20 protein-coding genes are annotated in these 20,655 nt (G+C 57.7%); 14 read left to right on the top strand and 6 right to left on the bottom strand.

Annotation, left to right across the window (positions count from 1 at the left end; all coding sequences use genetic code 11):
- Window positions 1–7 precede the first annotated feature (7 nt).
- Window positions 8–601, bottom strand: a complete 594-nt coding sequence (locus tag ACYQ6M_RS10505) for a LabA-like NYN domain-containing protein (protein WP_023003790.1) — start codon at window positions 599–601, stop codon at window positions 8–10.
- A 400-nt stretch (window positions 602–1,001) separates the two neighbouring features.
- Here ACYQ6M_RS10505 and rpoZ point away from each other — a divergent pair, with 400 nt between their 5' ends.
- From rpoZ to recO, 9 genes are all read left to right on the top strand, one after another.
- Entirely contained in the window at window positions 1,002–1,403 is a 402-nt protein-coding gene (gene rpoZ / locus ACYQ6M_RS10500) for a DNA-directed RNA polymerase subunit omega (protein ID WP_023003789.1), read from the top strand.
- A gap of 108 nt (window positions 1,404–1,511) precedes the next feature.
- On the top strand, window positions 1,512–3,758 hold the full coding sequence (locus ACYQ6M_RS10495) for a RelA/SpoT family protein (protein WP_023003788.1): 2,247 nt from the start codon (window positions 1,512–1,514) through the stop codon (window positions 3,756–3,758).
- Between the two features lie 109 nt (window positions 3,759–3,867).
- A complete protein-coding gene (gene pyrE, locus ACYQ6M_RS10490; RefSeq protein WP_023003787.1) occupies window positions 3,868–4,449 on the top strand; it encodes an orotate phosphoribosyltransferase in 582 nt (193 codons plus the stop codon).
- A gap of 30 nt (window positions 4,450–4,479) precedes the next feature.
- A complete protein-coding gene (locus tag ACYQ6M_RS10485) occupies window positions 4,480–5,094 on the top strand; it encodes a DUF2062 domain-containing protein (protein ID WP_055653442.1) in 615 nt (204 codons plus the stop codon).
- A 72-nt stretch (window positions 5,095–5,166) separates the two neighbouring features.
- Window positions 5,167–5,598 carry a holo-ACP synthase gene (gene acpS, locus ACYQ6M_RS10480; protein ID WP_055653440.1) on the top strand — a complete coding sequence of 144 codons (432 nt, stop codon included), beginning with the start codon at window positions 5,167–5,169 and terminating at the stop codon, window positions 5,596–5,598.
- A 115-nt stretch (window positions 5,599–5,713) separates the two neighbouring features.
- Window positions 5,714–6,466, top strand: a complete 753-nt coding sequence (lepB, locus tag ACYQ6M_RS10475; protein WP_023003784.1) for a signal peptidase I — start codon at window positions 5,714–5,716, stop codon at window positions 6,464–6,466.
- 36 nt (window positions 6,467–6,502) lie between these two features.
- Window positions 6,503–7,213 (top strand): ribonuclease III, encoded by a 711-nt coding sequence (gene rnc / locus ACYQ6M_RS10470; protein ID WP_023003783.1) that lies wholly within the window; start codon window positions 6,503–6,505, stop codon window positions 7,211–7,213.
- Window positions 7,214–7,249: 36 nt separating this feature from the next.
- Window positions 7,250–8,227, top strand: a complete 978-nt coding sequence (gene era, locus ACYQ6M_RS10465) for a GTPase Era (protein ID WP_416384216.1) — start codon at window positions 7,250–7,252, stop codon at window positions 8,225–8,227.
- A gap of 59 nt (window positions 8,228–8,286) precedes the next feature.
- The gene (recO, locus tag ACYQ6M_RS10460; protein ID WP_055653434.1) at window positions 8,287–9,042 is read left to right on the top strand and encodes a DNA repair protein RecO; all 756 of its coding nucleotides are present in this window, start codon (window positions 8,287–8,289) and stop codon (window positions 9,040–9,042) included.
- 17 nt (window positions 9,043–9,059) lie between these two features.
- On the opposite strand, the gene lepB (ACYQ6M_RS10455) is transcribed toward recO, so the two are convergent.
- Together lepB (ACYQ6M_RS10455) and ACYQ6M_RS10450 are read right to left on the bottom strand one after the other, a co-directional pair.
- A complete protein-coding gene (lepB, locus tag ACYQ6M_RS10455) occupies window positions 9,060–9,734 on the bottom strand; it encodes a signal peptidase I (protein ID WP_228868869.1) in 675 nt (224 codons plus the stop codon).
- A gap of 126 nt (window positions 9,735–9,860) precedes the next feature.
- The gene (locus ACYQ6M_RS10450) at window positions 9,861–11,876 is read right to left on the bottom strand and encodes a putative bifunctional diguanylate cyclase/phosphodiesterase (protein ID WP_460073676.1); all 2,016 of its coding nucleotides are present in this window, start codon (window positions 11,874–11,876) and stop codon (window positions 9,861–9,863) included.
- 322 nt (window positions 11,877–12,198) lie between these two features.
- Between ACYQ6M_RS10450 and parC the strand changes: the two genes are divergently transcribed.
- Window positions 12,199–14,451: a DNA topoisomerase IV subunit A gene (parC, locus tag ACYQ6M_RS10445; RefSeq protein WP_055653428.1), complete on the top strand. Its 2,253-nt coding sequence runs from the start codon at window positions 12,199–12,201 to the stop codon at window positions 14,449–14,451.
- Window positions 14,452–14,481: 30 nt separating this feature from the next.
- On the opposite strand, the gene ACYQ6M_RS10440 is transcribed toward parC, so the two are convergent.
- A complete protein-coding gene (locus ACYQ6M_RS10440; RefSeq protein ID WP_460073674.1) occupies window positions 14,482–15,390 on the bottom strand; it encodes an AraC family transcriptional regulator in 909 nt (302 codons plus the stop codon).
- Between ACYQ6M_RS10440 and ACYQ6M_RS10435 the strand changes: the two genes are divergently transcribed.
- The 3 genes from ACYQ6M_RS10435 (at window position 15,389) to ACYQ6M_RS10425 (ending at window position 17,542) form a co-directional block, all read left to right on the top strand.
- Window positions 15,389–15,796, top strand: coding sequence for a DUF2000 family protein (locus ACYQ6M_RS10435; RefSeq protein ID WP_460073673.1), 408 nt, complete (start codon window positions 15,389–15,391; stop codon window positions 15,794–15,796). The two genes, ACYQ6M_RS10440 and ACYQ6M_RS10435, sit on opposite strands and share 2 nt — an antisense overlap.
- Window positions 15,797–15,923: 127 nt before the next feature.
- Window positions 15,924–17,087, top strand: a complete 1,164-nt coding sequence (locus tag ACYQ6M_RS10430) for an iron-containing alcohol dehydrogenase (protein ID WP_460073671.1) — start codon at window positions 15,924–15,926, stop codon at window positions 17,085–17,087.
- Entirely contained in the window at window positions 17,084–17,542 is a 459-nt protein-coding gene (locus ACYQ6M_RS10425; RefSeq protein ID WP_460073669.1) for an acyl-CoA thioesterase, read from the top strand. Before ACYQ6M_RS10430 ends, ACYQ6M_RS10425 begins: the two co-directional genes overlap by 4 nt.
- A 187-nt stretch (window positions 17,543–17,729) precedes the next feature.
- On the opposite strand, the gene smpB is transcribed toward ACYQ6M_RS10425, so the two are convergent.
- Together smpB and dapA are read right to left on the bottom strand one after the other, a co-directional pair.
- A complete protein-coding gene (gene smpB / locus ACYQ6M_RS10420; protein ID WP_023003773.1) occupies window positions 17,730–18,209 on the bottom strand; it encodes an SsrA-binding protein SmpB in 480 nt (159 codons plus the stop codon).
- A 104-nt stretch (window positions 18,210–18,313) separates the two neighbouring features.
- The gene (dapA, locus tag ACYQ6M_RS10415) at window positions 18,314–19,192 is read right to left on the bottom strand and encodes a 4-hydroxy-tetrahydrodipicolinate synthase (protein WP_023003772.1); all 879 of its coding nucleotides are present in this window, start codon (window positions 19,190–19,192) and stop codon (window positions 18,314–18,316) included.
- Window positions 19,193–19,471: 279 nt separating this feature from the next.
- Between dapA and ACYQ6M_RS10410 the strand changes: the two genes are divergently transcribed.
- Complete coding sequence (locus ACYQ6M_RS10410; RefSeq protein WP_367021386.1) at window positions 19,472–20,401, top strand: alpha/beta fold hydrolase; 930 nt, start codon at window positions 19,472–19,474, stop codon at window positions 20,399–20,401.
- The last annotated feature ends 254 nt before the right edge of the window (window positions 20,402–20,655 follow it).

The raw sequence follows: 20,655 nt of genomic DNA, 5'->3' as shown, positions 1-20,655 counted from the left end.
TCAAGCCTCAGTAGTCGTCGTCCTCGTCGTCTTCATCGACTTGCGCGGGTGTCTGCGGACGGGCAGGACGTTCGGACGGATCACGGCCGATCTTGTTGGCAAGGCTGGCCAGATCGATGAAGTGGTCGGCCTGGCGACGCAGGTCGTCAGCGATCATCGGCGGCTGGGTCTTCAAGGTCGAAACCACGCTCACCTTGCGGCCCTTGCGCTGCAGCGCCTCAACCAGAGAGCGGAAATCGCCGTCGCCTGAGAACAGCACCACGTGATCAACGGACTCGACCAGTTCCATGGCATCGACGGCAAGTTCAATGTCCATGTTGCCTTTCACCTTGCGGCGGCCGGCACTGTCGACAAATTCCTTTACCGGTTTGGTGATGACCTTGTAGCCGTTATAGTCAAGCCAATCGATCAGCGGACGAATGGAGGAATACTCCTGATCTTCGATCAATGCGGTGTAATAGTACGCCCGCAGGAGATACGCCTGTCCCTGGAACTCTTTCAGCAAACGTTTGTAGTCGATGTCAAAACCAATTGCCTTGGCCGTTGAGTACAAGTTCGCTCCATCAATGAACAAAGCAACTTTTTCTCGAGCGTCAAACATCTTATTTGAAACCTTTCCGAGTCATACACGTCGCTCTTGCAATTTGGCGTAGAAGGAACTGGCTTCCCGCGACCAATTCCACGCACACTCTATAAGGCGACGTATATTTTGCTGTAAGTTTACCGCGTATTCCGTGGCGTCACACAGCTTATCGTTTTGTTTTGTCAACGGCCTTCTGATTCTGAAAAGGGCCGTTACTAGTGGCCTACACCATTATATTGGAGTGCCGCAATGCAAAAGCGAGTAGCCTGCACCAAATCAGACAAAAAAACCGCGGATTCTTTGCCTATGCGTTCCGGGATCTGACCTCCTCCTCTCAAATTTGACAAGGGGTTGCTTTTTGGAAACGTGAACACTATACGCTGTTTCTTCAAGTTCCTTAAGCCTATGGAGACGTCGAATGGCGCGCGTGACCGTCGAGGACTGCATCGACAAGGTCGAAAACCGGTTTGAGCTGGTGCTGCTTGCTGCGCATCGCGCTCGCATGATCTCGAGCGGCTCGCCGCTGACCATTGACCGTGACAACGACAAGAACCCCGTTGTTGCGCTGCGCGAGATTGCCGAGCAGACCGTCAGCCCGGAAGACATGAAAGAGGACCTGATCCACTCGCTGCAGAAATATGTGGAAGTGGATGAGCCCGAGGCCGAAGCCGTGCCGATGGTTCCGTCCTCGAACCAGCATCAGATGACGCAGGTCAACAACGTTGACGACAGCGCGGTCGAATTCGACCGCATGTCGGAAGAAGACCTTCTGCGCGGCCTCGAAGGCCTCGTTCCGCCGGAGCGGACCGACGACGTCTGATTTGAGTTCACAAGTTCGTCTGAAGCGCGACGGGGTTTCCTCGGCGCTTCGGGCGATTTTTGTCTGTCCCGCTGATGTCTCAGCCGTTTTCCAGGGTCGGTTGCGGCCATGATGCGTCAATACGAACTCGTTGAACGAGTTACGCGCTACAATCCGGACGCCGACGAAGCCTTGCTCAACAAGGCTTACGTCTATGCCATGCAAAAGCATGGTACCCAGACGCGTGCGTCTGGCGACCCCTATTTCTCCCATCCGCTTGAAGTTGCCGCGATCCTCACCGACCTGCGCCTGGACGACGCCACCATTGCCGTTGCCTTGCTGCATGACACGATCGAGGACACCGACGCGACCCGGGCCGAGATCGACTCCCTGTTTGGCGAGGAAATCGGCAAGCTGGTCGAAGGCCTGACAAAGATCAAGCGCCTGGACCTGGTTTCACAGAAGGCCAAGCAGGCAGAAAACTTCCGCAAGCTTCTGCTTGCGATTGCCGATGACGTCCGCGTGCTTCTGGTCAAGCTGGCTGACCGTCTGCACAACATGCGCACGCTCCACCACATGCCGGAGCACAAGCGTGGGCGGATCGCGGAAGAAACGATGGAAATCTATGCGCCGCTCGCCGGACGCATGGGCATGCACGACATGCGCGAAGAGCTGGAAGACATTGCCTTCCATACGCTCAACCCCGAAGCTTATGAAACCATCACCGACCGTCTGGTCGATCTGCGCGAACGCAACCGCGATCTGATCCTGGACATCGAGACAACGCTGACCGAACGCCTTAGCGAACGGGGAATGGCCGCCCTCGTGAAGGGCCGAGAAAAACGCCCCTATTCCATCTTTCGCAAGATGCAGCGAAAGGCTATCGGCTTCGAGCAGCTGTCCGATATCTACGGGTTCCGCGTCACTGTCGGCACCGTGGAAGCCTGCTACCGCGTGCTGGGTGTCATTCACACGACCTGGCCGACCGTTCCCGGCCGGTTCAAGGACTATATCTCCACGCCCAAGCAGAACGACTACAAGTCGATCCACACCACGATTGTCGGACCGTCCCGCCAGCGTGTGGAACTGCAGATCCGGACCATTTCCATGGATCGGGTGGCCGAATACGGTATCGCCGCACATGCGCTTTACAAGGACGGGGAATTCGGCGGACGCAATATCGCCCGGCATACGGAAGACTGCCGCGCCTTCGAATGGCTGCGCCGCACGACCGAACTGCTGGCTCAGGGCGACACGCCGGAAGAATTCCTGGAAAACACCAAGCTGGAACTTTTCCATGACCAGGTTTTCTGCTTCAGCCCAAAGGGCCGTCTGATCGCCCTGCCCCGAGGCGCGACGCCGATCGATTTCGCCTATGCGGTTCATACCGGTATCGGCAACACATGTGTCGGCTGCAAGATCAACGGCAAGATCATGCCGCTGGTGACCGAGCTGCATAACGGCGACGAGGTCGAAATCATCCGTTCGCCCGCGCAGACCCCGCCACCGGCCTGGGAAGCGATTGCCGTTACCGGCAAGGCCCGCGCCGCGATCCGTCGCGCCACCAGGGAATCCGTGCGCAAGCAATATGGAGCCCTTGGCGAACATATTCTGAAGCGCGCATTCGCCAGAGCCGAAAAAGCCTATTCGGAAGACCTGCTGGAAGCGATCCTCGATCTCCTGCACCAGGCCAGCGTCGCCGACTTGCTGGCTGCCGTCGGACGCGGGGATCTTTCCGCCCAACTGGTTCTGAAATCGGCTCACCCGGACTATCAGGACGAGCGCGTTGCCATTTCCGGCCCGCCACTGGAAGAAGGCTGGTTCGGCCTGAAACAGGGCCACGGACTGAAGTTCCGCATTCCGCCCGGCGAACTGGATGCAGACAAGGCAGCTGCCGGCGAGAGTGGAGAGCCTGAAGAAGGTCCTGCCCTTCCCATTCGTGGTCTGTCCGGCGACATCCCGGTTACTTTTGCTCCCGATGGCGGTGCTGTTCCCGGCGACCGTATCGTCGGCATCTTGACCCCGTCCGAAGGACTGACCATCTATCCAATACAATCGCCGTCCCTGAAGGAATTCGACGACCAGACGGAGCGCTGGGTCGACGTTCGCTGGGACATCGACGTCAACAATCCGGAACGATTCCCAGCACGTCTGGACATTTCGGCTGCAAACGAACCTGGTTCCCTGGCAACCATCGCGCAGGTGATCGGCGAAAACAGCGGCAACATCGACAACGTCAAGATGATGCAGCGAGCCTCGGACTTCCATCAGATGATCATCGATCTTGAAGTCTGGGACCTGAAACACCTGAACAGGATCATAAATCAGCTGCGAACCAAGCCTAATGTTTCCAGCGTCAGCCGTGTGAACGGCTAGATTACAAACGGTAGCAGGCACATAAGGACAAGGCGGCTTGCCAGTGAGTGACACAGCCGCTTGACCATGGAAGACCCGCCGCTGCCAAAGAACTTGAGGGGATCTGATAATGACACGCGATGAAGTTCTGGCCGTATTCCGCGAGGCCGGCGCCTTTCTGGAGGGTCACTTCATTCTGACCTCCGGTCTGCGCAGCCCGGTATTTCTGCAGAAGGCCCGCGTGTTCATGTATCCGGACAAGACGGAAAAGCTCTGCAAGGCACTCGCCGACAAGATCCGCGCCTCCGGCCTGGGCCAGATCGACTACATCGTATCGCCGGCGCTCGGTGGTCTTATTCCGGGCTACGAAACCGCCCGCCATCTTGGCGTTCCCGCCATGTGGGTGGAGCGCGAGGACGGGGAGTTTCGGCTGCGCCGCTTCGAAATGCCGCAAGGCGCCCGTGTCATTGTTGTAGAGGATATTGTCACGACCGGCCTATCGAGTCGGGAAACGGTAACCTCGTTGAAAGCTCTTGGTGCTGAAGTCCTGGGTGTTGCCTGCCTGATCGACCGCTCCGGCGGCGAGGCTGACGCCTCGGTTCCGGTGATTGCTCTGGCAGAATACAAGGTTCCGGCCTATGAACCTGACAACCTGCCGCCGGAACTTGCCGCCTTGCCAGCAGTCAAACCTGGCAGCCGCGGACTAAGCTGAACGATAAAAGACGGGAACGAACCTTAGACCATGCTGTTTCGCCGGAGAAATAGGCCAACACGGATTGAGCGACTGCGCGTTGCCGTCTGGCCCCGGAACAGCTGGGCGCGTTCGACCCGCTATTTCGGCAAGCGCGTCTTGCGCCTCACGGCGACACCCCACGCGATTGCCCTTGGCTTTGCCGCGGGTGCCTTCGCTTCATGCACGCCTCTTGTCGGCTTCCATTTCCTGACCGCTTTCGCACTTGCCTACCTGGTGCGCGGCAACATGATAGCAGCAGCGCTTGGAACGTCCGTCGGCAATCCACTGACGTTCCCGTTCATTTGGGCCTTCACCTTCAAAATCGGACAGTGGATCATCCACGGGCGCGCTCCAAAGGCGGACCCGCATCAGGTTCACCAGCAGTTTCAGCAAGGCCTTTTCGAAAAATCTCTCGACGCGCTCTGGCCAATGCTCAAACCGATGTTCATCGGTGCGGTTCCTCTTGGATTGGTCGTTGGAACGGTCTCCTATGTGGTCGTTTACAAGAGCGTCGAGGTCTACCAGCGCCGCCGCAGAAACAAGCTGGCCGACAAGGGCGCCGGCAAACATGGCCGTTTGTTCCCCCCACCGGGCAACACAGTCGAAGAAGACGGCAGCGCTTGATTTTCGTGAACGACCGATCCAACTAAGATCGGAACCAAGAACCCATCCCGCCGCAATCTGGAAAGCAAGGCCATGATCCTTGGAATTGGCAGCGATCTGATCGATATCCGCCGGATCGAGAAAACACTCGAAAGATTCGGCGAGCGCTTTACCAACCGGGTCTTCACCGAAATCGAGCGGACAAAATCCGACAGGCGCGCCGAGCGCGCCGCATCCTATGCAAAACGATTTGCGGCCAAGGAAGCCTGCTCGAAGGCACTTGGCAGCGGCATTCGCATGGGGGTCGCCTGGCGGGAAATGGGCGTTGTGAACCTTCCTTCCGGCAAACCCACCATTGCCCTGACCGGTGGCGCTGCCGAACGATTGCAGGCAATGGCGCCTGCCGGTTTCAGGACCACCATTGATCTGACCATTACGGATGATTATCCGCTTGCGCAGGCATTTGTCGTCATTTCGGCGTGGCCGACCGACTGGCCCGAACCGCCAAGGGCGGATTCCCCCTGAAAGCCCAGCCTCAAGGGCCTTCCTCTCATTGCGTTGGCAGGCGCTAGCGGATAAGAGTCCGGCTGTACGCGGCGATGCAGACCATAACGCCGGACAAATTTGATCAAGGGACAAAATGAGCGTGACGGAAAACAAGAAGGATAAGGACAGCGGCCTCGCCGAAACAATCAAGGTTGTTGTCCAGGCGCTGTTGCTTGCCCTGATCGTGCGAACATTCCTGTTCCAGCCGTTTAACATTCCATCCGGCTCGATGAAGGATACCTTGCTGATCGGCGACTATCTGTTCGTCTCCAAATTCAGCTATGGATATTCCCGCTATTCCTTCCCTTTCGGCCTGGGCCCGTTCAGCGGCCGCATCTGGTCTTCCGAACCGGAGCGCGGTGACGTAGCAGTTTTCAAGCTTCCGACCGACACGTCCGTTGACTACATCAAGCGCGTGATCGGGCTGCCTGGCGATACCATTCAGGTGATCGACGGCGTGGTGCATATCAATGGCGAACCGGTCAAACGCGAAAAGATCGATGATTTTATAGAACAGTCTCCGTCCGGCATCGTACGTCGGGTGCCGCGCTATCGGGAAACCCTGCCGAACGGCGTTTCTTATGAAACCCTGGACCTGACGACACGCGGAGAGGTGGACAACACCCGCGAGTACAAGGTGCCCGAAGGCCATTACTTCATGATGGGCGACAACCGCGATAACTCCGTCGACAGCCGTTATCTGAACAGGGTCGGCTACGTTCCGTTCGAAAACTTCATGGGCCGTGCCGAAATCCTGTTCTTCTCCGTCAAGGACGGAACTCCTGCCTGGCATATCTGGTCCTGGCCGTGGAGCGTTCGCTGGGAACGGATTGGCCGGACACTCTAACCGGGGCTTTGGCGGAACGCCGCCGAAGCAGGCTGCATGAAAAGACAACTGCATCAACCAGGTCCGATTTCGGCCCTGAAAACGGCACTGCAATACGAGTTTCAGGACCTGGAACTCCTGCGGGTCGCGCTGACCCATGCCAGTGCCCTTGCACCGTCTGAAACAGTGTCGGGCAGTTATCAGCGTCTGGAGTTCCTTGGCGACCGGGTTCTCGGCCTCGTGATAGCTTCCATGCTGCACAAGCATTTTCCCAAGGCTGACGAAGGTGAGTTGGCGCGGCGCTTCAACCACATGGTCAAGCGCGAGACCTGCGCGGAAATCGCCCAGGAACTTGGTGTCGGCGATGCGATGCGCATCGGGCTTGCAGAAGCACAGACCGGGGGCCGGAAGAAAACCGCCCTGCTCGCCGATATATGCGAGTCTGTCATTGCCGCGATTTACCTGGACGGCGGGTTTGAGGCAGCCGAAAGCTTCATTACGCGCCTTTGGGAGCCGCGTATGCTATCCTGGTCGGGTCCACTGCGCGACGCCAAGACAACGCTGCAGGAATGGGCACAATCGAAGAGCCTGCCGACACCGCGATATGATGTAACAGGCCGGGACGGACCGGACCACGCACCGAATTTCACCGTTTCGGTGACCGTTCAGGGGCTGCCGCCAGGCGAAGGCAAGGGTGGTTCCAAACGGATTGCGGAACAGAATGCGGCAGAGGCCGTATTGCGCCGGGAAGGCGTCTGGAAGGAATAAGACAGCTTGAACGAAAACACGACCAACGATGGTCCGATGGACGAAGATGACGACAACGGCTTTCAGGCCCCCACCGGCCGTTTCGACATGCCGCTGCCCGAGCCGCTGCCGGAGATGCCTGCAGATACCAAGGCGGGTTTCATTGCCCTGATAGGCGCGCCCAACGCCGGCAAATCGACGCTGATCAATCAGCTTGTCGGCACCAAGGTCTCCATCGTTACCCACAAGGTGCAGACAACACGCACGATTGTGCGCGGCGTGGCCATGCATGGCGCGGCACAGCTGGTGTTCATCGACACGCCGGGCATCTTCAAACCCAAGCGCCGGCTCGATCGCGCCATGGTCGACACCGCCTGGGGCGGTGCGCGCGATGCCGATCTGATCGCGCTTCTGGTCGATGCCCGCAAAGGCCTGACCGAGGAAGTGGAAAACATCCTCAAGCGCCTGTCCAGCCAGCAGGCACCAAAGGTTCTGATCCTCAACAAGACCGATGTCGCCAAGCGTGAAAAACTTCTGCAGCTGGCGCAGAAGATCAACGAATTCGTGCCTTTTGACGAAACCTTCATGGTATCGGCTCTGACCGGCGACGGCACCGAAACCATCCTGGACTATTTCGCGTCCAAGGTTCCGGACGGCCCCTGGCTCTTTCCGGAAGACCAGCCGTCGGACCTGCCCCTGCGCATTCTTGCGGCTGAAATCACCCGCGAAAAGCTGTTCGAGCGCCTGCATGAGGAACTGCCCTATATCTCCACCGTGGAGACGGAACAGTGGCAGGCCCGCAAGGACGGGTCGGCCCGGATCGAACAGACCATCTACGTGGAGCGGGACAGCCAGAAGTCCATCGTGCTCGGCAAACGCGGACAGACGATCAAGGCGATTTCACAGGCAGCGCGCGAAGAGCTCTCGGAAATCATCGAAGCTCCCGTCCACCTGTTCCTGTTCGTGAAGGTTCGGGAGAACTGGGCGGACGATCCGGAGCGTTACCGGGAAATGGGACTGGAATTTCCGAAATAATTTACGCGGATCGCCGAATCCGCCAAACTCCCGGCCTGACATGAAACGGGAAACGGCCCTTGGAATGGAGCGGACGCGGCGTGGTGCTGACCACCCGCAAACACGGCGAAAACGATGTCATTCTGGAGGCCATGACGCTGGATCATGGCCGCCACCTCGGTCTCGTCCGTGGTGGCCGCTCTCGGCGGCACCGGCCTGTTCTGCAGCCCGGCAACGAGCTTACCCTCACCTGGAAGGCACGCCTTTCCGACCATCTCGGTCAATTTCACATAGAGCCGGAAACCCTGCGGGCGGGTGACCTCATGACCAGCAGCCTCGGTCTGGCCGCGCTTCAGCATCTGGCCTTTCTGCTCCGTCTCCTGCCCGAACGCCACGCCTACCCGAGACTGTTCAATGCGCTAACGGTGGTTCTGGACCATCTGGAGGCTTCGGACGCGGCAGCCGCGCTTCTGGTCCGTTTCGAGCTTGAGGTATTGCGCGACCTCGGCATCGGTCTCGATCTTTCGTCCTGCGCCGCCACAGGCAGCAACGAAGACCTTGCCTACGTGTCGCCGAAATCCGCCCGTGCGGTCTGCCGGGAAGCCGGCACGCCCTATCATGACCGTCTGCTGCCCCTGCCCGGCTTTCTTCTTGAGGGGCAACGGCAGGCCGGCAGTGAGCTGACCTGGGCTGATGTCACCCAGGGGTTCGACCTGACAAGCTTTTTTCTGAACAGATACCTGCAGGAACATGGCACCAGGGACGGCGGCACGCGAAGCCAGGTACTCTCCGCCCTTGAGAAGCGTTACCGAACCGAATTTCCCTGGAATTTCTGACCGTTCAGGGTCACGTGCTAACTTGAACCCGGCTGCTGCGGCTGCCACAGCGAACTGCCCTCGCCTTTCGGAAGAAGGATCATCTCAACGACAGCGGAGACCCCACTCAGCGGTACATATCCGATGTAATCCGTGTAACGACTGTCGACCGAATTGTCTCGATTGTCGCCCATTACAAACAGATGACCGTCGGGCACGACATATTCTCTTGTCGTGTCCATTTCTCCTTGCGGATCGAGATCCAGAACTTCGTAACTTCTGCCGTTCGGCAAAGTTTCCCTGAATCGCGGAGCAGAGATCTCTGAGCCGTCTCGATCCTCGTAGCGATAGTCTGCAAGGGCCTGACGTGGAACAGGCACATCATTGATCAGCACCACGCCGTCCTGAAGCCGTATGCGCTCGCCAGGCAAGCCAATGACCCTTTTCATATAATCGTTCGCTCTTTTGGCGGCGATAGTGAAAACGATTACGTCTCCGCGGACTGGCTCATAGTGCTCGCCCATTGAGGGGAAGATTTTTGTCGCAAGAACAACTTCATCGACCTCCAGGGTCGGACGCATGTTGCTTGAAAGATTGGAATAGGTTTTCAGGCGCAGCAGGTAAAAATCGTTCCAGGACACCGCGACCGCGACCAGAACCAGCGCTACCAAACCGACCAAGAGCCAGCGAAAAGATTTGCGTTTGGAAGCCATGCCCCCCCCCCAGCAAAGGAACCACACGATTGGCAGTGCGGCTGAATAAACCTTTCGACGGTCTAAGGGACGGTGCTGATTACTACAATCCTTTCCTGCAACCAAAGGTATTTAGACGACGCGCCTTCATCCTGCCTGGGCAGCCTCCAAAGCAACCGGAGGGTCGTCCGATTGCATAGTGCCGCTGGAAAGGGTCATGCCCGTGGCAAACAGGCGTCCAAGATCCGCTTCGGAAAGCGGCCTGGAAAACAGGTAGCCCTGCACTTCGCTTGTGCCGAGACTTTTTAGAACGGACAGTTCCTCTTCCGTTTCAACGCCTTCGACAACGCAGGCAATGCCCATGTCGCGGCTGAGGGCCAACAGCGACTTGACGATGCCATATCCGGCCGTATCCGGCCGAATACCGTGGACGAAACTTCGATCGACCTTGATGCAGTCGAGGGGCAGCTTGTGAACATGGGAAAGGCTCGAATAACCGGTGCCGAAATCGTCGAGTGACAGACGGATCCCGGTTTCCTTCAAAGCCAGGATCGCCCGGCTCGCTTCCTTGAAATCCCACATCACGGAAGTTTCCGTCACTTCGCAATGCAGTCGCCCTGGCTCAAATCCGAAGCTCTCCAACAGGTCGAGTATCTCCTGCACGAAACCACGGGACGACAGGTTGCTTGCCGACAGGTTGAAAGACAGCTTCAGATCGGCTGGCCAGTGACGAGCGGCTTCAAGCGCCTTGCGCAACAAGATCAGCGTCAGCCTGTTGATCACTCCGCAACGTTCGGCAATGGGGATGAACTCACCTGGAGGCACATTGCCCAGCAACGGACTGTTCCAACGGGCAAGACATTCCACACCCGTAATCCGGTTGTGTGCCACATCCACGATCGGTTGAAAGGCAACCGACAATTCGGCTTCAATATCCGCCGACTGCAGCGCCTGGGTAACTCTGGCGTGGGACAGCATCTGTTCGCTGTGGCGCGGTCCGAGGACGGCAACCGGCTCGTTCCGATTAAGCTTTGCTTCCTGGAGAACGTAGACGGCGTGTTCCAGCAGGTCCGTCGGTGACAGAACGCTTTCATCCAGATGAGCTATACCGGCGGCATAGTTCAGCTTCATGCTGGCTCCCGGCAGTTGGCAGCTCTCTGCAAACAATTCGTCAAAGAAACTGCTGACATCCGAAAAGGCTGCTTCGTCCCCAACGGCTAATAATGCGAACTCGTCACCGGCAATCCGGGCCACGAACATTTGCGGTGCGAGCTTGGATTTCAGCCGCCGCACGACCTCAAGAAGGATCTGATCTCCGGTGTTGAGCCCATAGATGTTGTTGATGGCCCTAAGGCCTCCCAGATCGAATACACATAACGACAGCGGTTCCCCCGACTGGCGAGCCGACCTGAAGCTTTGGTCCAGTTCCAGAAGAAAGCAACGCCGGTTGGGCAGACCGGTCATGTGATCGTGGTTTGCGATGTAATAGTTCAGATCACTCAGTTTCTGGGTTTCATCCTGCTTGTGTTCCAGTTCCTCGGAATGACGTTTCAGATCCCTACCCGTGCGGATCAGTTTGATGAAGCCGCGATAGTGGTTGTTCAGGATGAAGAAGGCCCCCATGGAAGCCGCTATTCCATAGAGCGCGAAATAGGTGAAGACATGCTCGCCTGCGATGGCAAAGTATATAAAATACAAGGTGTTGGCGCAGAAGGCGTTGATGAGGGCAACCGCGCGAAAATGGATCAGGCAGAAAAGCAGCACCAGATTGGCGACGGCAATCGTGAAGACCACCTGAACCTGCAGGTATGGCCCGCCATAGGGAAAAAGCGACAGAACCCAGATCGAGAAAATCGCAGGCGAAACCACCGCCAGGACCTTGGCCTGCTTCTGCCAGACAAGAATTTCAGCGTGGCTCGGCGTTTCTTTCTGGCGCCTGCGAACCGTCACGATCCGCTGCACGGCGAAGGCGGTCACGAGTAGCGGCACCACAAGCGTCAGAGCGATCGGAGCAACCGACCAGTGCGTCACCGACAAACCCCAACCGCCAGCCAGGCTCATCATGTAGAGGAACGGTGTCTGGCGCTGGATGAACTGATATTGCGCAAGGGCAACGTCCGGGTCGCCACTATCACCAGCAACCCACGTTTTGAAAGCCGTCACGGCCGACGTCAACCAGTTTGAACCCATTCAGGCATGTTCCAAAGTTTAACCCGGCATCGGTAAAATCCGCAGCCTTTCTTGGATTAATACCGCTCTCTCCTTGACATGACATCAAGGAAGCTTCGCAGTTTTCGATATTTTACTTCGAGTTTTTCTTTGAATGGACTTCTTGCTCGCACGCCTTCCGTACTCTCCTGCCGTCGCCTGTAGCGGATAGAAATTCACCCACAGACGTGTAAAATCCGTTGAAAATCCGCTGTTCCCGGCCATTCGAGGCAGTTAGCGAATTGCACCTCGTGCCTGAAACAGCTAGCAAGCAAGTATGGGAAAAGAGACGACACCGCCGCCAAGCGGCATTGAGAGCATCAATCTCAAGAATGCGCTGGAAGAGCGCTATCTGGCCTATGCACTGTCGACCATCATGCACCGGGCCTTGCCGGATGTGCGCGACGGTTTGAAACCCGTGCACAGGCGCCTGCTTTACGCAATGCGCCTTTTGAAACTGGACCCTGGGTCCGGGTTCAAGAAATGTGCCCGTGTTGTTGGTGACGTGATCGGTAAATACCACCCGCACGGCGACCAGGCAGTTTACGATGCCCTCGTTCGTCTCGCCCAGGACTTCGCGCAGCGCTATCCGCTGATCGACGGACAGGGCAACTTCGGCAACGTTGACGGCGATAACGCGGCTGCCATGCGTTACACCGAAGCGCGCATGACCGACACGGCCAAACGGCTGCTGGACGGCCTGGACGAGAATGCCGTCGATTTTCGCGAGACCTATGACGGTGAGGACAAGGAGCCGATCGTTCTGCCGGGCGGTTTCCCGAACCTTCTCGGCAATGGTTCGTCGGGCATTGCCGTTGGCATGGCGACCTCCATTCCGCCGCACAATGCGTTCGAGCTCTGTGAAGCCTGCCAACACCTGATCAAGAACCCGAATGCGGAAACCGGCGAGCTGCTGGAGTACATCAAGGGCCCGGATTTCCCGACCGGCGGTCTTCTGGTGTCGGACCAGGGGTCCATTCGCGAGGCCTATGAAACCGGACGCGGCAGTTTCCGCGTTCGTGCCCGCTGGGAAGTGGAAGATCTCGGCCGCGGGCAATGGGCGATCGTCGTCACCGAGATCCCCTACCAGGTGCAGAAATCACGCCTGATCGAAAAGATCGCTGAACTGCTGACGGCGCGCAAGCTGCCGCTTCTGGACGATATCCGCGATGAATCTGCCGAAGACATCCGCATCGTCCTGGTGCCGCGTTCGCGCAATGTCGACGCAAATATCCTCATGGAATCCCTGTTCAAGCTGACGGACCTGGAAAACCGGTTCTCCTTGAACATGAATGTCCTTTCCATGGGCAAGGTGCCGATGGTCATGGGCCTGAAACAGGTCCTGCGCGAATGGCTCGATCACCGCAAGGAAGTGCTGATCCGCCGTTCCGAGTACCGTCTCGGCCAGATCAACCATCGTCTGGAAGTTCTGGAAGGCTATCTCGTCGCCTATCTGAACCTGGACGAGGTCATTCGCATCATCCGCGAAGAGGACGAACCCAAAGCCGAACTGATGCAGACTTTCGAGCTGTCGGACGTTCAGGCGGAAGCCATCCTCAACATGCGCCTGCGCTCCTTGCGCAAGCTTGAAGAAATGGAAATCCGCAAGGAACACGACAAGCTGTCGGCCGAGAAGGACGACCTGACCAAACTGCTCGGTTCCGATGCGCGTCAGTGGACCAAGATCTCCAAGGAAATTGCGGAAATCTCCAAGGTCTATGGCCCTGAAACCGAAATTGGCAAGCGCCGGACCGACAAGTCCGAAGCTCCGGAGACGGACCTGATCGACATCCAGCAGGCGATGATCGAAAAGGAACCGATCACCGTCATCATTTCCGAAAAGGGCTGGATCCGGGCGATGAAAGGTCACCAGACGGACCTTTCCGGTGTTGCGTTCAAGCAAGGCGACAAACTGAAACTGTCGCTGCATGCGGAGACGACGGACAAGATCCTGCTGTTCTCCACCGGAGGCAAGTTCTTCACGCTTGGTGCCGACCGCCTGCCTGGCGGACGCGGCCATGGCGAGCCGATACGTCTGATGGTGGAAATGGACGAAGCACAGGATGTGGTCAACGCCTTCGTTCACAAACCTGGCCGAAACCTGCTCCTGGCAACCACCGAAGCGCGTGGTTTTGTCGTCAGCGAGGACGACGTCGTTGCCAATACGCGCAAGGGCAAGCAGGTTCTCAACCTCAGCGCTCCGGCGGAAGCCTCGATCTGTGTCGAGGCATCGGGTGACCAGGTGGCCATCATCGGTGAAAACCGGAAACTGCTGGTATTCCCGATGGCACAGATCCCGCAAATGGGTCGCGGCCGCGGCGTGCGCCTGCAGCGCTACCGGGACGGCAACATCTCGGACATTCGGGTCTTCAAGGGCGAAGACGGCCTGACCTGGACCGACAGTTCCGGCCGCAGTTTTACCCGGACAATGGAAGAGCTTGCGGACTGGCGCGGCGAACGCGGTCAGGCCGGTCGCCTGCCGCCCACGGGTTTCCCCCGGTCGAACAAGTTCGGGCCCAGCAAGCTTTAAGGCAAAGCTCCCGGTCGTTTTCCGATCGGGCTAAGCCATACTGGCGGCGCAAAGCTGCCGCCAGTGACCAGGTGTCATCCCGAATGTGCGCTTGAAGTGACGTGTCAGATGACTTTGATCCGCAAAGCCGCTGGCAAAGGCCGCGTCGGCAAGTGACGCTCCCTGATGCAGCTCGGTCTTGGCCTTCTCAAGACGCCGCATGACGAGATACCGGTGCGGGCTCGTTCCAAAGACCTTTCGAAACTGCCGCGACAGGGAAAACCTGTCCATCTGCGCCAGGTCCTCCAGTTCCTCCATGGCTATACGGTCTGCACAGCCCTCCCTCAGGTACTCGGCGCAGGCCTTGAGGGACGGCCAGTTCAATGAGGAGACACCTGCCATGCGGTCATCGGCATGACGAGCCAGGCAAGCTGCCAGATCCGCAATCAGGCAGTCGCGCCGGAAAGGACCCATTTCGTGATCGATATCGGTCAGGGCGTCCGCCAGATCTTTCCTGAAGCCTGCGTCGGAGATGACGGGTGAGCCGATAAACGGCAGGCGCGCGTTGCCCGAGGCAGCCAGGGTTTCACAAATCAGCTCCGGCGGAATGTAGATCATGCGATAGCGGAGCCCTCGTTCAGTCCCTGCACCACCATCATGCAGCTCGTCCGGATGAATGACGATCACCTGCCCAGGCAGCGAAGCACGTTTCTCACCGCGATAACTGAAGGTCTGTACGCCGCTCATGGTCAATCCGATGGCGTAGGTGTCGTGCCGGTGAGGTGTAAAGCCATTGCCGTGAAACCGGGCGTCAATGCGCTCGATCCCCTCTTCCGGCGGCGCTACCTGGATCCTGTCCGCTTTCACTTCGCACAAACGTTCAAGACCACTCGGCTTCGGCTCCGCTAGGTCCTTGCTTTCGCCTTCAAGATGTAATCCCCGCGTGGAGTTGAAAGTCATGTTCGAAACCAAGTTCGTCGTTGTTGTCCGAGAAGATCTCGCTGTCTGGCAGAAGCTGAATGTGACTGCTTTCCTGTCAACCGGCGTTGCCGCTGCAAAGCCCGGCATAATCGGCGAACCCTATAGCGATGCGGCGACCAATGTCTATCACCCGATGAGTGTCCAGCCGATCATCGTCTTGAGTGCCGACGCGGAAACACTCGGCAAGATCCACAGGCGGACGCTGGACCGTTCGGTTCCGGCAAGTCTTTACATCGAGGAAATGTTCTCCACGGGCCATGACAGTGCGAACCGGGAGGTCTTTTCGCGCTTTGGCCCGGATGATGCGAGAGTGGTCGGCATTGCCTTTCATGCGGACAAGAAGGTCGCAGACAAAATTTCCAAGGGCGCGAAGATGCATGCCTGAACAACTTCAGACTTTGCAGGCCTCGAAAATTACCCCCTCCCGCCTTCTTCAAAAGTCGGATCAATCTTCACTCGACTGCGCATGTCTTTTCCGGGCACTGTGGGGCAAAGAAAACCCGGGAGGACTCATGATAGGGGCGTTCACGTTCAATACCAGTCAGCGCATCGTCTTCGAAAATGGAGCAGCTGCGAACCTGGCAAGCCACGCGGCTTCCTTTCTGGGGCCGCGCCCCTTTCTGGTAACGGATCCCGGCATTGTTTCCCTCGGCCTGCAGGCGTCCTGCGAGGCATCCCTGGTGGGAGCGGGGCATGACATCGCCCGGTTCAGTGACGTCGTCGCCGATCCGCCGCGGTCCCTGGTCGATGCAGCCGTGGACGCAGCTCGCTCGCACGGCGCAACGTCGATCATCGGGTACGGCGGAGGTTCCTCCCTGGATGTCGCAAAGCTTGTCGCGCTGCTGTTGGGCAGCAACGAGGATCTGGACGAAGCCTGGGGCATCGGAAACGCCAAGGGGCCTCGACTGCCGCTGATCCTCGTTCCGACCACAGCAGGAACCGGCTCCGAGGTCACTCCAATCTCGATCATTACAGTGGGGGATGAGGAAAAGCGCGGCGTCGTTTCTCCCTTCCTTCTTCCCGATCTTGCGATCCTCGACCCGCTGCTCACACTTGGCCTGCCAGGCCCGGTCACTGCGGCGACAGGGATAGATGCCATGGTCCACGCGATCGAGGGATACGCCTCGAAATCCGTGAACAACAACCCCGTCTCCCGAACGCTTGCCGTTGAAGCCTTGAAGCTGCTTGGCGCCAACATTGAAAAGGCCGTGTTCACACCGGACGACAGGGACGCACGTGGCGCGATGTTGCTCGGCTCCATGCTTGCCGGCATGGCCTTTGCCAATTCACCGGTGGCCGCGGTTCATGCGCTTGCCTATCCCATCGGCGGCACGTTTCACGTCCCTCACGGGCTATCCAACGCGCTGGTTCTGCCCCATGTCCTGAAGTTCAATAACGCTGTTGCTTCAGAAACTTATGCCGAGATTGCGCCAATTGTTTTCCCTGGACTTGCCGAGGTAAACGATGCCAGGGCGCGCTCTGACGTGTTTGCAGATAACCTGGCAGACCTGGCTGCAAAACTGGGCCTTCAAACACGCCTGCGCGATGTCGGAATCAGCGAGACTGATCTGCCCAAAATGGCGAGCGACGCCATGAAGCAAACCCGCCTGCTGGTCAACAACCCGCGGGAGCTTGGCGAAACGGACGCGCTTGAAATCTACAGGGCGGCGCTATGAACATCACAGCTCATCCACAAGCGGCGAGGCCGGAACCTTTAAACAGGTCCGAATTCAAAGCTTTTCAACATATCCCCACAAGGTGGATGGATGTGGACATCTACGGGCACGTCAACAACGTTCAGTATTTGAGCTTTTTCGATACGGCTGTTAACAGCTGGTACGTTGATAAGAAACTGCTCGACCCGCTAAAGAGCCCCGAGATCTTTCTGGTGGTAGAAACCGGCTGCCATTACTTCGCCGAACTAACCTTTCCCGCCATCATATCCGCAGGACTGAAGGTTGAAAAACTTGGCTCAACTTCTGTAATTTTCAGGGTTGGATTGTTTGCCGGCGAAAGCGAGACGACAGCAGCTCACGGCCGCTTTGTCCATGTCCACGTGACCCGTGAAACTCGCAGACCCTGCCCTATTCCCGACTGGAAACGGGAAATCCTGGAAGGTTTGACGGCTTAGATACCGGACAAGTCCGTCGAGACGGTTACACTGCGAATGCTCACAGGCAATCCACGGGAAAAGTCCGGGATGAGCGTTTCCACTACCCACAGGAACTGCACAGCTCTTCCACACGTTATGCGCAAGCTTTCAACAGGTTACGCACAGTCATGGAATTGTCACGCAGCGCCGCTGTGGATAGCGAAAATCAGCTGAAGTTCTTCATCAAGCGGGACTTTTCGCGCTGCCAATCGCGTTTCTTCTCAGTCTCGCGCTTGTCATGCAGCTTTTTGCCCCGGGCAAGGGCCAATTCCAGCTTTGCCCGGCCCTGCTCATTGAAATAGAGCTTGAGTGGGACAATCGTCTTGCCGTCCTTCTGGACGGCACCAGCCAACTTGCCGATCTCGCGCTTGTGCAACAGCAATTTTCGCGGACGGCGGGGTTCGTGATTGAACCGATTGGCCTGCAGGTATTCCGGAATATAGACGTTGTAGATCCAGATCTCGCCCTTATGTTCGGCGGCGTAGGATTCTGCAATATTCGCCTTGCCGTTGCGCAGCGATTTGACCTCGGTGCCCTTCAACTCGATGCCTGCTTCCAGGGTGTCTTCGATTTCGAAATTGAACCGGGCTTTCCGGTTGTCGGAAATGATTGTCCGCCCCGGATCGCCCCCTTTTCTCGGAGCCATTTTTTTCCTTCCGGCGCCAGCGCCTTGAAGTTCGGTTCGTCTCGAAAAGGCAAACAATCGAGACGAACGTCAGTTCCCGGCAGCCAGTGCCATTCCTTTTCCGGTCAGTTGATCAGCCCTGCGTGTGCCATTGCAGCTCGGATCTCGGCTTGTGCTGCTTCCGTCACCGGTAGAAGAGGCAGCCGCAGCTCTTCGTCCACCTTGCCAAGCAGGGAAAGCGCGTATTTTGCGCCGCCCGGGCTCGGCTCCAGGAACATGGCCCGGTGTAGCGGCGCAAGCCGGTCCTGGTATTCCAGCGCCTTCTTGTAGTCACCGGCAAGCGTGGCAGCCTGGAACTCGGCACACAGACGCGGCGCTACGTTGGCGGTCACGGAAATGCAACCGACACCACCATGAGCATTGAAGGCAAGTGCGGAGATATCTTCACCGGACAGCTGGACGAAATCCGGTCCACACAGATGGCGCTGACGGCTGGCCTTTGCCATGTCAGCCGTTGCATCCTTGACGCCCTTGATGTTCTCGCAGGTTTCAAACAGCTCTGCCATCGTTTCCGGCAGCATGTCGACAATCGAGCGGCCTGGAATGTTGTAGATGAAGATCGGGATGCCGACGGCATCGTTGACGGCCTTGAAATGGGCCTTCATGCCAGCCTGGTTCGGCTTGTTGTAGTAAGGCGTCACGACCAGCAGCGCATTGGCGCCGGCCTTTTCGGCGTGTTGCGCGAAGTCGATTGCTTCGATCGTATTGTTGGAACCTGCGCCCGCCATGACGGGAACGCGGCCCGCGGCCGCTTCTACACACAGTTCGACAACGCGCTTGTGTTCATCATGGGTCAGCGTCGGGCTTTCGCCGGTCGTGCCCACGGGCACGAGACCGGAGGAACCTTCAGCGATCTGCCAGTCCACGAACTCCTGAAACCGTTTCTCATCAAGCGCTCCGTCCTTAAACGGGGTAATCAGCGCTGGAATTGAACCTTTAAACATCTCGGTTTCCTCTTGGATGACTGTCGTGGTTCCGACGGGCGGAAGGGCATCTGTTTCAGATGGAGGCGCAACATACTCATCTGCCGAACAAGGAGCAATGGTTCCAATGCTATAGAACTGCTGCTTTTCGACTTTTCTTGCCTTAACTGCGCTCTTCCAGCGACACCTGGCCTCATCTTTTCAATGCCTGATACGAAGTCTTCCTATTGGCACCCGCCCGCAATCCACTCTATCTTTGAAAAAAACAACTTTTGGATGGAAACGTTACGGGAGACACCCATGACTTCTGCGCCGCAAGAAGCGCTTGTCAGCTCCAGCACCGCCCCGATGCCCCCAGTAGTAGACTTTACCTGGAAAAGCCCGGATGGCCTTACCTTGTCAGGCTGCGAGTGGCCGTCTGCCAAACCGGATTCGGAAGGGGCAGCGTCGCCAATTCCCGTTCTCTGCCTGCCGGGGCTTTCCAGAAATACACGAGATTTCAATGAGATCGCGCGTTTCCTTCAAACTTGCGGCCACAGGGTCATCGCCCTCGACTACAGGGGACGAGGCAAGAGCGACTGGGATCCCGATTGGCGCAATTACGCCTTGACCGTTGAAGACAAGGACATCGATGCTGCCATTGCGGAACTTGGACTGGACCGTTTTGCCGTTCTTGGAACTTCACGGGGTGGCTTGCATGCCCTGGCAATGGGCTTGCGTTATCCCGCATCCCGAATGGCGGCCGTGATCTTCAATGACATTGGTCCGCATATCGAGATGCGCGCGATCCACCGGATAGCCGCAACACTCGGCCACCACATGAAATGCGCCTCCCATGAAGACGTCGCAGCCAACCTGGAACACACGCTCGGATATCAATTCCCTGCCTTCGGAAAGGCTGACTGGCTCAAGCTGGCCGGCCAGCTTTCGAGCGAGCAGGACGGACATGTGATGATGGACTACGACCCCGCCCTCGCCCATCAATTGGCAAGTCTCGATGATGCCACGCCCACACCCGACCTCTGGCCTCTTTACGAAAAGCTGACCGACAGACCGGTTCTGGTGCTTCGCGGCGAACATTCGGATCTGCTGAGCCCGGAAACATGTCGGCGGATGACGGACAACCACCCGAATGCCACAGCAAAAACCATTCCCGGCCAAGGGCATGCCCCTGTTCTGTGGGATGGCGAGACGCACAAGACGATTTCGGATTTTCTGAAAAGCGTTTGAATCTGGCGGCCACCTGGCCTTGTTCCGCTTAGAGCTTCTGAGCTTCTGAGCTTCTGAGCTACAGCGACACTCTGTGCGTCGCATTTTTCAGTTCTTTTTGCCCGACAAGACAAAAGAAAACCCGGCGTTTCCGCCGGGTTTTCCATCAAACCTCGAGTGAGGGTTGATTAGAAGGTACGCTGCATACGAACACCGAAGAGGAGTTCATCAACGTCAGATGCGTTGTCCGGGTCGGTGTTGGCGTAACCAACGTC

Source organism: Roseibium sp. ROS1, from assembly GCF_054658215.1.
Note: the sequence above shows the minus strand (reverse complement) of the source record. Positions and strands in the feature narration are given on the sequence as shown.